We start from the raw sequence: 12,430 nt of genomic DNA, 5'->3' as shown, positions 1-12,430 counted from the left end.
CGCATTATCCTACACGGCACGATACCATGGTAATATCATCGTGGTATCCGTTATCACCTTTAAAGGTATCAAGTTCAATAATAATGTCGTCATGAATGGTACGCATATCTTTCATCCGCGTAGTATCCTGATGAAAATATTTCATTAATCGCTCCATGCCAAACTCTTCACCCTTCTCATTAATGGTTTCGATCAAACCATCGGTATAACAAAATAACCTGAACTGTTCGAGGTCGGTTATAAACCCTTCATTGAGGAATGGCAACGGATGCATGGCGCCCAGTACGGTTGAACCCTCTTCCAATAACTTGATGCCATTTTTGCGATCGCATAAAATAGGTGGATTGTGACCGGAATTGATGTAAACCAATGTTTTCAGGCTAATGTCATAAATGCACGCAAAAAAGGTTATGAATTTTTCACCTTTTGCATTCTCCAATACCTGGTAATTGAGGGCTTCAACAATATCGCGCAAGTTTGGCGTTTGTCGCAGCAAAGTTCGAAGGGATGCCTGAAAGTTTGACATCATTAAGGCCGCAGGAACACCCTTGCCGCTGACATCGGCAATGCAAAGAAGAAATTGGTTTTTGTTAATGGGGATATAGTCATAATAATCCCCCCCAATAACATCATGCGGCAGGTAGCTCGCTTCCACGTTAAGGAATTCCGTGTTCGGCAACTTTTCCGGGAAGAGAAATTGCTGCACATCGCTGGCAATTTCAAGTTCTTTCCGAAAGGCTTCCTGCTCCAATTGTTTACGGGCCAGTTTCTTGTTTTCGATGGCCACAATAATAATGTTGCTTAACGCCTGTATAAACTTAAGGCTGTCGTCACTGTAATTTCCGTCATGCTGATGATCGCCCAGAAAAACCAAGGCCAGGGTTTTATCCTTATGGGCTACGGGCACAACAATATCAAAAATGCTGAAGGGCGTATCTTCAAAGTCGCGCAACGTACAAATGGAACGAACCTCTTTAAAACAATCGGGCAACTTTACCTTTTGAAACGACTGTTCCGAGCCAAAATTTACTTTGCAATTCCACACATCATCCAGCACATAAAGGGCCAGCTTTTTTATCTTGAGGTTTGATCGTAACGTGAAGTTGTAAATCTTGTATAGAAAATCTTCGGGTACATTATTATTGATGGCCTGGGTAACTTCGAGCAATGCATTAAGCTCCAGTTCCTTTATTTCATATCGGTTCTTTAGAGAGGTTTCGGACATAGATGGCCTAAAGTTACTGCTAAAAATTATTGTTGAGTCAAATTAAATCCTTCTTCCTCTCCAATCCGCACGTAAGAAATTGGCCGTCAGGGCAAAGAAAATAACATACAGGGGATAAACGACCTGAAGCGTAAAAAATGATGCGGTGTTAAAGGAAACCCTAAGAAATTTAAGTACCCTGAAAAGGAACACTCCCTCAGCAATTGCTTTAACGGTAAGCAACAGCATAACATCCTGCCAGGCCACGGTGCCAACAAAACCCAGCACCACCAACCCTACTACCGAAACATGAAATGAGAAAATAAACAAAGCCAACAAAGCCGAAACACCAACACCGTGCGCCCACCACTTACCGGCCCAACGAACTCGTTGGTTAAAAAACTCAGGCCAGGTAGCTAACGGACTTGCATCTACAACTCCTGAAGTAGTTGCATTAAACCGGATTCCGTTCGGGTAGCGCCTGAATATCTTTCGCAGAAGAAATTCATCATCACCGGAAGGTATTTGTTCATTACCGGAATATCCATCCACCTCAAAAAAAGCACTCTTACGATAGGCCAGATTTGCTCCATTGCACATCGTTGGCGTCCCCCAACCCAGTGTCGCTGCCCCGGTACCGATCAGGGATGCAAACTCCATCATTTGAAGTTTCTCAAAAACACTTGTTACAGGATATAGTCTGACCGCCCCCACCAATAATTGTGCTGATTCGGTGAACTGGCTGGCCACGGATGCAAGCCAGGTGGGGCTGACACGGCAATCACCATCGGTAGTCAGAATGATTTCACCACTTGCCTGATTCACCCCTTCTGTTATGGCCGCCTTTTTACCTGCTTTACCAGACGGTAAATTGATTACTTGAAACCGCCTGTCAGGATATTGCTTCGCCCATTCATCAACAACCTCAACGGTTTCATCTTCAGAATGATCATTAACAACCCAGACTTCAACCTTATCCGATGGGTACTCTTGCCGGGCAATATCATCCAATAGATTTTGAATTTGATCCGCTTCATTTCTAACAGCAATCACTATTGAAATAAGTGGTGTAGAGGTAATCGTTGCTGTTGACCGGGTTGCTATTCTCCAGCCTTCCAACAGAAAGATCATGAGGATTAGGTAAAGGAGAAACAGAATCAGAATGATCGTGATCATACCCTGCAAGTTGTAATTTTTATAAGCATATACCAATGATTGAAATCTATCTGGTATTGATCTATCTTGTGCCCGTGGCAAAAACTTTGCGTGAAAAAATAATCCTTGGCCTCGATCCCGGCACAACCATTACCGGCTACGGAATTATATGTGTTACCGGCAGTAAAGTTAAGCTTGTTCAGTTTGGTGTTATCCAGTTAGGCAAAACAGGTGAGCACGCTATCAAACTCAAAAAAATATTCGACAAGGTGATACACCTGATTGAAGAATTCCATCCCGATGAAATGGCCCTTGAAGCGCCCTTCTTCGGAAAAAATGTACAGTCCATGCTAAAGCTGGGCCGCGCGCAGGGCGTGGCTATGTCCGCAGCGCTTTCGCGCGAAATCCCTATAGTAGAGTATGCGCCTAAAAAAGTAAAACAGTCCGTAACCGGTAATGGCAATGCCTCAAAGGAGCAGGTTGCCCGCATGCTGATGCAGGTTTTTCAGATTAAAGAAGTACCCAAGCTACTCGATGCAACCGATGCATTGGCCGTGGCGCTTTGCCATCACTTTCAAAAAGGACAGGTGAACACAAAAACAAAATCATGGGAAGGATTTGCGAAGGAAAACCCTGATCGAATCAGAAAGTAAATAACTTGGCACGTACTTTCGTCATAAGAGAATGAAACTCCAGGAAAAAATCATTAAAAAATCAGCTGACCTGTTTCAGGCCTATGTTTATCCGTTGTTAAACAAGAAAAGAAATGTAAAGTGCCCGTGTTGTGGCTGGACAGGCCCCGGTTTTTTGCATCATGGTTTGGAAAAAAGGCCCAACTCACGGTGCCCCAAGTGCGACTCGCTGGAACGCTTCAGGTTATATTATCTCTACTTAAAAAAAACGTTGCCTGCCAACAAACCCATACGCGTTTTACACTTTGCCCCCGAAAAAATCATTAGCAAGGTTTTTAAGTCATACCCCAATGTGGATTACCTGAGCGTAGATATCAATCCGGCCAAAGCCATGCAACAGGAAGATATTACCAATTTATCTTTTGCCGATCATTCCTTCGACCTTGTATTCTGTTCACATGTTTTGGAACACATACCTGATGACCGGAAAGCAATGCGGGAAATCAAGCGGGTACTAAAACCCGATGGCCTGGCCCTTCTGCTCGTACCGATAATGGATAGTTACAAAGGAAAAAAGATTGAAAAAACGTATGAAGACTTTAGCATAACCGATCCGAAACAGCGCGAAATGGCTTTTGGTCAGCATGACCATGTACGCATTTATGCACGCGACTTTAAAGAACGACTGGAAGAAGCAGGCTTTAATGTTACGATTGATAAATTTGTTGAATCGCTTTCACCACAAAATGTTGAACGCTATGCTTTAATGCCCAAAAACTCATTTGCCAACGAAACCGATGGTTGGATTTATTGCTGCAGGCGCTCGTAGATACCCAACAACACATTGCTTTCGTTCTCCCAGTTATACTTTTCAACAATTAATTTCTTTCCGCGCATGCCCATGGCGGCCGCTTCGTTTTTATTTTCCAACAACCAGCAAATTGCATTCGCAATTTCCTGGGTATTCAGCGGATCAACCAGTACACCACAGTTTGCTTCTTTCACGAATGCAGCACTTTCACCATACTTTGATGCGATAACCGGCAAGCCGGCAGCCATGTATTCAAATAGTTTAACCGGGTAATTGGTTTTATAGCGCTCGACCGGTCGGGGAATGATAATGCCTATTTTCGATTGATACAGTTCATCTACCAACATTTTGTAGTTGACCCAACCGAGATACGTTGCGTCATAAGTAGCAAAGAGTTCTTCTTTAAGCGTAACCGGGGCAAACTTTCCACCAAGTTTAAATACTACCGAAATTTTCTCCTTGGCTAACCTGTAGCCTTCCAGCATTTCGGCCAAACCGCGCACCCGGCTTAACAAGCCCACGTATACCATTACATTTTCTCGGTCGGAATACGGAACAACGACATCACGAACGAAAGCGTGTGCCATTGGAAAATTACAAACAAGATAAGTTTTCTTCTTCGGGTAATAGCGGGCGATAACCGGCTCAGCCACGATGATCGCATTAAAAAACCATCCGCAAATTTTTTCCAACAAATAGTAAAACCCTTTGTAGGGTAATTTTATCCAACCGGGTATCCAATGCTGATACGCTATTTGCCGTGGCGTATCCTCATGTGCATCATAAATAACTTTTCGCCCCGTAAAGCGCAACACCAACCCCACCAGCAATAATTCGGAATCATGGATATGGTAAATCGCGTTACGTGAGTGTGAACATGCCTTTCGCAAAATATGCCAGGGGCATTTAATCAATTGCTCCCACCCTTTTCGGGGTAATGGCACCGCCTCTATTTTAACACCTTGAACTTCTTCATCATGGGTATGCGGCACAATAATCGTTACCTCCCATTCGGCTTTTAGTAATGACAATGCCTCTTTATGAAAAATACGTGTATCAAACGGTTTGTGGACCGCATTGGCAAGCATAACAGAATGGCGAGAAGCACGCATAACAAAATTAATACACCGATTAATTTTTTGGATTGCCGCAAAATAGGTGAGATTATTGCCAAATAAAAACCATCGGATGACAACCGCAGAACGTGCAAGTTTACTGGCTGCTTCACCATACTACATCAGGCTTAATTATTTTTATCCAAAAACCGAACCCTTTAAGTATCTGCACTTCCGCCTGCTCCGACCTTTCTTAAAACTTTACAATAAACGGTTGCTGAAGAAATGGAAAAACGCAACCATTCCCTGGATGACCCCTGCAGCCATTGACATACTTGATGCAGTACTTACAAAAGACATGAGAGGTTTTGAGTTCGGAAGCGGAAGGAGCACTTTATTTATTGCACCACGTGTGAAAGAACTGGTGAGCCTGGAGCATGATCAACAATGGTTTGTACACATTGAAGCTGAACTGAAAAATAAGAAGTTGAATAATGTGCATTATGTACATATCCTTCCGGCAAACGACCCATCAAAAAAGACTGGCTATCCAAAAAATAATTATGCTAATTATTTGATGCCGCCCACACCAGCCACGTGTTATACCGCTTACTACTCCTACATCGATCAATACCCCGATGCTTCGTTCGATTTTATTATTGTAGACGGTCGCGCAAGGGTTGAGTGTGCGCAACATGCCATCCCTAAACTGAAACCAGGCGGCATGCTTATACTCGACAATGCCGAACGGGTGCGTTACCGGGCAATTCATGAACAACTCAAGGATTGGAAAAAAGTATTTACGACTTCCGGTATTACCGATACAGTCTTTTGGTTTAAGTCATAAATATTTACTTTTTCAGGTTATAATCGAAAAAAGTTATAACTTTAACCGATTATGATCAACAGAAAGCTGGAAAATGTGGTTAAATCCCGTTTGGGTACTGGAAAAGCAGTGATCGTTATTGGCCCACGCCAAGTCGGTAAAACCACTCTGCTCAAACGCATTTCAGGGAATTTTTCAGATAAGGCTTTGTTCATTAACTGCGATGAGCCCGATATGCGGTCTTTACTTTTTGAAAAGACTTCCTCAGAACTTAAGGCATTGATTGGCAACCACAAATTGGTCATAATTGATGAAGCTCAACGGGTTAAAAATATTGGTTTAAGCCTCAAGCTTATTATCGATCAACTTAAATCAGTACAGTTAATCGTTTCGGGTTCATCGGCATTGGAACTTGCTAATGAAATCAACGAGCCACTAACGGGCAGGAAATGGGAATTTATTATGTACCCGGTTTCTATGGAAGAATTGATCGACCACACTTCGTTTATCGAACAAAACAGGTTACTGGCTACACGCTTGGTTTACGGGATGTACCCGGATGTAATCAACAACCCTGGTTCTGAAAAAGAAATACTTAAAAATCTTACGGATAGTTACTTATATAAAGATTTATTTTCATTTAAAGATGTAAGAAAACCAGAAGTGATTGAAAAAATCCTTCAGGCGCTGAGTCTTCAAGTTGGTTCAGAAGTAAGCTACAATGAAATAGCAGATCTCGTCAGGTCTGATCCTCAGACGGTAACAAAGTATATTGATCTGCTGGAAAAGACTATGGTTGTTTATCGCCTTCCATCCTTCAGCAGAAACCTTCGAAATGAACTAAAGAAAAGTCGAAAAATTTATTTCTATGATAATGGAGTTCGAAATGCCATTATCGCCAATTTCCAACCGCTGGAACTAAGAAAAGACGCTGGGGCACTATGGGAAAATTTCATATTAACTGAACGGTTAAAGTACACAACCTATGCATCCATCTGGTCGAACAGGTTCTTTTGGAGAACCAAGCAGCAACAGGAAATAGACTATATCGAAGAACGGGATGGTAAACTCTACACCTTTGAATTTAAATGGGGAGCCGTTAAGAAAGAGAGGGCTCCGTTAACTTTTACCAAAGCGTATCCGGAAAGCGAACATCAGGTAATATCACCACAAAATTATCAACACTTCATTTCGTAATGGGCATTGTTATCCGGCAAAGTATTTACACCTCCATTATCTCCTATGCCGGAGTAGTGATCGGTTACATTAACCTGTTGTATCTCTATCCAAAATTTCTGGATATTGAACAAATAGGTCTGTTACGCACGATTCAAGATGCAGCCATCTTATTTGTTCCATTTGCCCAAATGGGATTGGCACAAAGCATCACCCGTTTTTACCCGCATTTTAATAAAAGTGAAGGGGGCACATCATCATTCATTACGATGATCCTTTCTTTATCCCTTATTGGATTTGGGATTTTCTGGATCATTTTCACGCTTGCCGAATCACATATACTATCCTTTTTCAATGATCAAGCCACGCTGCTTGCTCCCTACCTGCACCTGGTGCTATGGTTAACATTTCTCATGCTGGTTGCCACACTCCTGGAAACTTATTCGCGATCGTTGTTAAAAGTTGCATTTCCTAATTTACTGCGCGAAGTGGTAGTGCGGTTGTTACAGGCCATACTGGTGAGCTTATACTTTACAAAGGTTATCAGTTTCCATAATTTCTTAATCGCCAATGTGGCCATTTATGGTGTGGTGCTTTTCATTCTGGTTATCAACCTCAGCATTGCCGGCCAACTCAAAATTCACTTCGACTTTTCTTTTCTCCAATCAAAACGGTTACGGGAAATACTTCAATTCAGTGCATTAAGTTTTGTCGGTACCAGCAGCATGGTCATCATCGGCAAGGTTGATAGCCTGATGGTAGCCGGTTTGTTGGGCTTTAGCGCCAACGCTATTTATACCACTGCGTTTTACATGGCTACGGTTATTGAAATACCTAAGCGCGCCATTTTACAAACCACCATGCCGCTTATCGCGGAAGCGTTTGAGAAAAATGATCTGAAAGAAATTGATAATCTGTATAAAAAAGTATCGATGAACCAACTGATTATTGGAGCCTTATTGTTGATTGGAGTGTGGGCCAACATCCAGAATATTTTTGCTTTGGTGCCAAAGGGCGAAATCTTTGAAGCGGGGGCTTATGTTGTTTTACTGGTTGGCCTCGGCAAACTCATCGATATGTTTTTTGGTCCCAGCAGTGAGATCATTGTGCTCTCAAAATATTACGCTTTTAACATTGTGGTGGTGTTGGTGCTGGCCATTACGGTAATTGCGCTTAACCTTATTCTTATCCCAATATATGGAATGACAGGCGCGGCCATTGGTTCGGCCATTGCGTTGTTCCTTTTTAATGGTGTGAAATTTCTTTTCATCTGGTGGAAGTTCAAACTTCAACCATTCACCGTATCAACATTAAAAGTGTTAGGTATTAGCGTTCTTGCCTTTGGCCTGAACCTTGTACTACCACAACTTCAAAATGTATTTCTCGATATTTTTTACCGTTCTGCATTGATCACTTTATTTTTTGGATCGTTAACGCTTATCTCCAAAAGTTCTCCTGAGGTGAATAAACTTGTTGCAAAAGCCCTTAATCTGATCGGTAGTAAATAGAATTGAGCAAGGAAATTGGCTACCTTTAGTATCCATAACTTCTCAGCCAATGCACAGTCGCAGAAAATTTATTAAACACGTACTTGCCACAAGCGCGGGCATGTATGCCAGTCGGTATGCTTTTGCCAACATCATCATCCCACAAACAAAAGCCAAGTTAGGTGTTGCGTTGGTTGGTCTAGGCTATTACAGCACCGATTTACTGGCACCCGCATTACAACTCACCCAACACTGCGAACTAAAAGGTATTGTTACAGGTACGCCTGAAAAGGCTGAGCAATGGAAGAAAAAGTATAACCTTGCTGATAAGAATATTTATAACTATCAGAATTTTGAAAGCCTTGCCAACAATCAGGATATCGACATCATCTATGTAGTGCTGCCGCCTTCCATGCATGCCGAATATACTATTCGGGCGGCTCGTATCGGCAAACACGTTTGGTGTGAAAAACCCATGGCCATGACGGTTACCGAATGCCAGCAGATGATTGATGCCTGCAAGCAGAACAAAGTAAAACTAAGTATCGGCTACCGCATGCAGCACGAGCCCAACACACAACAAATTATTAAGTACCGGAAAAATTTAACCTATGGCAAAGTACTGAAAGCCGATGCAGCCGCAGGTTATTTTGACGGAAGGACCAACCACTGGAAGCAAATAAAAAAAATGGGCGGTGGGGCAACATACGATATGGGCGTATACCCGATAAATGCAATCCGGTATAGCACCGGGCTGGAGCCCATAGCCGTTACCGCCAACCAATCAACCGAACGGCCACACATTTACACCGAAGTTGATGAAACCATGGTGTTCGACCTGGAATTTCCAGGAAGTGTGATCGCGCATGGCGAAACCAGTCTTGGGAAAAATATAAACAACCTGTTAGTAACTTGCGAAAAGGGGTGGTACAAGCTCTCTCCGTTTCAATCGTATAGTGACATTAACGGTGTAACCAGCGATGGTAAAAAATTAAACGCTAGCATACCAAACCAACAGGCCAAACAAATGGATGATGATGCCCTTGCGATTAAACAAGGTAAGGCCATGTTGGTTCCAGGAGAAGAAGGGTTAAAAGATATCCGCGTGGTTGAGGCTATCTACAAATCCGTAGCAGAGAAGAAAAGGGTTATTATTTGATTCATTAACATCTGATACTTAAATGCTTTGGTGTTTAGTGGCTATCCTTTCGCCACAAAAGCACTAAAACACGAATGATATTCTACCTTGAATAAAACAAACATGTTGCCCTCGCCTGTAATCCTTAGAACAAACAGATTATGGTTAAGGGAATTAGTAACAGATGATGCACCCTTTATTGTTGAACTGGTAAATGCACCCGGGTGGCTGAAATTTATTGGTGACCGGAACATCCGATCGGTAGATCAGGCAAAGACCTATCTGGAAGAAGGCCCCATTAAAAGCTATCGTGAAAACGGGTTTGGACTTTGGGGTGTGAGTCTTAAAGAATCAGATACTTTGATCGGCATGTGCGGATTGCTTAAAAGAGATGCACTTGAGCATCCGGACATCGGCTACGCCTTTCTGCCAGCCTATACGGGTAAGGGCTATGCAGTAGAAATAGCACAGGCCACAATGGATTATGCGAAAACCAAGTTGAACATAACAGCACTCTGTGCCATTACCCATCCGGAAAATGTTGCCTCTATAAAATTACTTGGAAAGCTTGGAATGCACTTCAAGGAAAAGTTGAGTTTTAAAGAGGGTGAAGATTCACTGCTCTTCAGCCATGAATAATTTCACTTTAAATATGAAACTAACCTCTCCGTAATCACCTTCCGCGAATAAGCCGATACATTTCTTTTCGTAACAATTGGGTTGGGATTGGATTTCCATTCCATAAAATATTTCAGCAACGATGCTTTTATTCCCGTCACATCATTACTTTCTGCCATAACACCCGTGCCGGCTTGTTGTAAAACAGTAGCCGCATCGCCTACAACAGGCCCAATGCCCAGCACCGGTACACCGGTGGCGATGTATTCAAACAACTTACCCGGAAAAAAGCCGTGCGGATCGCGGTACCCCGTAAGGATTAATAACAACAATGAGGTGCTTCCATAACACTCCATTACTTTTTGGTGCGATACATTTCCCGTAAAGTGAACATGGTTATGAAGTGAGGTGTGATCGTGTACATAGTCCTTAAAGGGTTGATAGACTTCCCCGACAAATTCAACCAGCGCGTGATCTCTGAATTCAGTATGCTCATCCAACAATTGTTGAAAAGCCTCCATAAAGGGAACCGGATCGCGCTGTTCGTTAACAATACCGATGTGTCGGATGGTAAACTTATTTGGTCTGCTGTAATTTATGTTGATAAAATCATCTTCATCAAAACCATTGGTAAGCAATACAGCCGGTCTGCCAGAAAGTGCTTCAAAGCGCTTGATGTAATATGGCGTTACCGACACTACCACATCTGCGGTAGACAAAACTTTTTGCTCCAGTTTTCTGTGCCTTTGCATGGCTAACTTACCCACGCCAAGTTTTTCCCAAAGTCCCCACTCCGTCCACGGGTCGCGAAAATCGGCTATCCAATGTAAAGCAGGATTTTTACTCTTCAACCGCAAGCCAATCAGGTGCATGCTGTGTGGCGGGCCGGTAGTAATAATGGTGGTGATCTTTCGCTCCATGAGAAAGTCGTGCAAAAATTTGACCGATGGCCGGATCCAAAAAATCCGTGGATCGGGAATGAACAGGTTCGCGCGAATCCATCCGCTTAAGCGCTGAAAAAAAGTTTTTTTGCTTGGCGCTATGGAATCAACAGGTACACGCTGTTTAGTTCCTCCCGAAACATGCGAACTTAACCAATTAAAAATTTTGTAAGGCTCCCAGATGGGTAGCTTGATCACTTCCGCTTCGGCAGGAACATCGTTGAGGAGTGATTCATCCTTTATATCAAACGAAGGGTTTTCGGGCGTAAATACATAGGGCTGCCAACCATACGAAGGCAGGTATTTGACAAATTTAAGCCAGCGCTGTACACCACTGCCACCACTGGGAGGCCAGTAATAAGTAATGATTAAAACGCGTCTATCCGGCATGCTTCAATATTAACCAATAAGGATTACTTGTTAACCACATCAACAATCAATTCCCATTGATTGGGTTTAACCCAGGTGATTTCCGTATCGCGCTTAAACCATGTGAACTGCCGCTTGGCATACCTGCGGGTGTTGCGCTTCAATAAGCGTACTGCTTCTTCCCGATCGTATTGTCCATCCAGGAAATCAAATATCTCCTTATACCCTACCGTTTGCAACGCCTGGTGGTGACGGTACGGGTACATAGCTTTTGCTTCTTCAAATAATCCTTTTGCAATCATTTCATCCATACGGGCATCAATGCGTTTGTACAGAAGTTCCCGGTCAAGCTCCAATCCAATTTTAATCACCTGAAAAGGAAGTTGCTGCTTTTGTTTTGTCTGAAATGATGAAATGGATTTACCGGTAGCCATCACCACCTCCAGCGCACGCATCAGGCGGGCGGGATTTTGCTGATCCACTTTTTGCCAATAGGCAGGGTCAAGTTCCTGAAGATTCGTTTGCAACCACTCCAATCCTTCTGTTTCATAGTGTGCAATAATTTCATCGCGGATGTTATCCGGCACTTCCGGAATATCATCAAAACCTTCGAGCAGTGCTTTTATATAAAGCCCTGAGCCACCACAAACCACCAGGTAATCATGTCTTTCAAAAAGTTTATAAATGAAGGTCAAGGCATCACCGGCATAACGGGCAGCGTCATATTCTTCGGTGATAGCGTGTGAGTTTATAAAATGATGCTTTACCCGGCTCAATTCTTCCGCATTAGGCTTTGCTGTTCCAATAATGAGTTCTTTAAAAAATTGCCGTGAATCAGCCGATATAATTTCCGTTTTGAAATGCTCAGCCACCTTTATAGCCACCTCGGTTTTCCCAACTGCAGTGGGGCCAACAATAACAAGCAGTCTTTTGTGCGTTAAATCCACGGTCAAAATTACAAAGGCTGAACTATGAATTATGAATTTTGACTATTGAATTAAGTTGCCAATATGATTTA

12 protein-coding genes are annotated in these 12,430 nt (G+C 42.8%); 7 read left to right on the top strand and 5 right to left on the bottom strand.

The window, feature by feature from the left end; genetic code table 11:
• Nucleotides 1–4 precede the first annotated feature (4 nt).
• Together KIT51_07760 and KIT51_07755 are read right to left on the bottom strand one after the other, a co-directional pair.
• Nucleotides 5–1,225 (bottom strand): PP2C family protein-serine/threonine phosphatase, encoded by a 1,221-nt coding sequence (locus tag KIT51_07760; protein ID UYN88130.1) that lies wholly within the window; start codon nucleotides 1,223–1,225, stop codon nucleotides 5–7.
• A 42-nt stretch (nucleotides 1,226–1,267) separates the two neighbouring features.
• The gene (locus KIT51_07755) at nucleotides 1,268–2,380 is read right to left on the bottom strand and encodes a glycosyltransferase (protein UYN88129.1); all 1,113 of its coding nucleotides are present in this window, start codon (nucleotides 2,378–2,380) and stop codon (nucleotides 1,268–1,270) included.
• 35 nt (nucleotides 2,381–2,415) lie between these two features.
• Here KIT51_07755 and ruvC point away from each other — a divergent pair, with 35 nt between their 5' ends.
• Together ruvC and KIT51_07745 are read left to right on the top strand one after the other, a co-directional pair.
• Nucleotides 2,416–3,012 carry a crossover junction endodeoxyribonuclease RuvC gene (gene ruvC, locus KIT51_07750; GenBank protein ID UYN88128.1) on the top strand — a complete coding sequence of 199 codons (597 nt, stop codon included), beginning with the start codon at nucleotides 2,416–2,418 and terminating at the stop codon, nucleotides 3,010–3,012.
• A gap of 31 nt (nucleotides 3,013–3,043) precedes the next feature.
• Entirely contained in the window at nucleotides 3,044–3,820 is a 777-nt protein-coding gene (locus KIT51_07745) for a methyltransferase domain-containing protein (GenBank protein ID UYN88127.1), read from the top strand.
• Here KIT51_07745 and KIT51_07740 read toward each other — a convergent pair.
• The gene (locus KIT51_07740) at nucleotides 3,799–4,914 is read right to left on the bottom strand and encodes a glycosyltransferase family 4 protein (GenBank protein ID UYN88126.1); all 1,116 of its coding nucleotides are present in this window, start codon (nucleotides 4,912–4,914) and stop codon (nucleotides 3,799–3,801) included. The genes KIT51_07745 and KIT51_07740 overlap by 22 nt on opposite strands.
• Before the next feature lie 76 nt (nucleotides 4,915–4,990).
• Here KIT51_07740 and KIT51_07735 point away from each other — a divergent pair, with 76 nt between their 5' ends.
• The 5 genes from KIT51_07735 to KIT51_07715 all read left to right on the top strand — a co-directional run bounded on the left by KIT51_07735 (nucleotide 4,991) and on the right by KIT51_07715 (nucleotide 10,123).
• Nucleotides 4,991–5,704: a hypothetical protein gene (locus KIT51_07735; protein UYN88125.1), complete on the top strand. Its 714-nt coding sequence runs from the start codon at nucleotides 4,991–4,993 to the stop codon at nucleotides 5,702–5,704.
• 51 nt (nucleotides 5,705–5,755) lie between these two features.
• Nucleotides 5,756–6,880, top strand: a complete 1,125-nt coding sequence (locus tag KIT51_07730; protein ID UYN88124.1) for an ATP-binding protein — start codon at nucleotides 5,756–5,758, stop codon at nucleotides 6,878–6,880.
• Nucleotides 6,880–8,367, top strand: coding sequence for an oligosaccharide flippase family protein (locus KIT51_07725; GenBank protein UYN88123.1), 1,488 nt, complete (start codon nucleotides 6,880–6,882; stop codon nucleotides 8,365–8,367). The genes KIT51_07730 and KIT51_07725 overlap by 1 nt, the downstream gene beginning before the upstream one ends.
• 49 nt (nucleotides 8,368–8,416) lie before the next feature.
• Nucleotides 8,417–9,505 carry a Gfo/Idh/MocA family oxidoreductase gene (locus tag KIT51_07720; GenBank protein UYN88122.1) on the top strand — a complete coding sequence of 363 codons (1,089 nt, stop codon included), beginning with the start codon at nucleotides 8,417–8,419 and terminating at the stop codon, nucleotides 9,503–9,505.
• 120 nt (nucleotides 9,506–9,625) lie between these two features.
• Nucleotides 9,626–10,123, top strand: a complete 498-nt coding sequence (locus KIT51_07715) for a GNAT family N-acetyltransferase (protein UYN88530.1) — start codon at nucleotides 9,626–9,628, stop codon at nucleotides 10,121–10,123.
• Between the two features lie 2 nt (nucleotides 10,124–10,125).
• Here the strand turns inward: KIT51_07715 and KIT51_07710 are convergent, their stop codons facing one another.
• A complete protein-coding gene (locus tag KIT51_07710; protein ID UYN88121.1) occupies nucleotides 10,126–11,433 on the bottom strand; it encodes a glycosyltransferase in 1,308 nt (435 codons plus the stop codon).
• Nucleotides 11,434–11,456: 23 nt separating this feature from the next.
• On the bottom strand, nucleotides 11,457–12,359 hold the full coding sequence (miaA, locus tag KIT51_07705) for a tRNA (adenosine(37)-N6)-dimethylallyltransferase MiaA (protein ID UYN88120.1): 903 nt from the start codon (nucleotides 12,357–12,359) through the stop codon (nucleotides 11,457–11,459).
• Nucleotides 12,360–12,430: the final 71 nt, after the last annotated feature.

It is taken from the genome of Cyclobacteriaceae bacterium (assembly GCA_025808415.1).
Taxonomy (GTDB): domain Bacteria; phylum Bacteroidota; class Bacteroidia; order Cytophagales; family Cyclobacteriaceae; genus UBA2336.
The sequence above is the reverse complement of the archived record's forward strand: the minus strand, read 5'-3'. Positions and strand labels throughout refer to the sequence as shown.